This is a genomic window from Flavobacterium sp. LC2016-23 (genome assembly GCF_009674775.1).
Classification (GTDB): domain Bacteria; phylum Bacteroidota; class Bacteroidia; order Flavobacteriales; family Flavobacteriaceae; genus Flavobacterium.
Genome location: NZ_WKKE01000080.1, coordinates 1 through 588 on the forward strand (window position 1 = coordinate 1; position 588 = coordinate 588).

Consider the following 588-nt stretch of genomic DNA (forward strand, 5'->3'; position numbering starts at 1 on the left):
CTTTACCAATAAAATGAGAGAGGGCGGCGCCAATAACGGTCAGTTCTTCAAACCCGGAAAAACAGCTAAAGAAGCAGAGAAAAGCCGTATCTGGCTTAACATGACAAATGAGACTGGTGCTTTTAAACAAATGCTGTTAGGATATGTAGAGGGAGCCACCAATGGTGTTGACAACAGATATGACGGAGAAACTTTCGATGCGAATCCTTATCTGGATTTTTACAGTGTAAACAACAATCTGAATTATGTGATTCAGGGACGTGCCCTGCCTTTTACAGATACCGATAGCGTTCCTCTAGGATACCGCAGTACTATTGAAGGGGATTTTACCATTTCCATCCAGCATACAGAAGGGGCTTTAGTGAATCAGCCCGTTTACATCGAAGACAAAACAGCAGGTAAAATTCATAATTTAAAGAACGGTAAATATACCTTTACCACCAAAGCCGGAACTTTTGCCGATCGTCTGGTATTACGTTATACCGATAAAACACTAGGCACCGGTGATTTTGAAAATACCGAAAACAACATTCTGGTTAGTGTCAAAAACAAAGCCATCAAAGTCACTTCTGCCAAAGAAAACATCAA

At 40.8% G+C, this 588-nt stretch carries 1 pseudogene; it reads left to right on the top strand.

Going from position 1 to position 588, the window contains the following annotated elements:
- Positions 1 to 588: pseudogene (locus GJU43_RS22950) on the top strand (hypothetical protein); the annotation flags it as partial.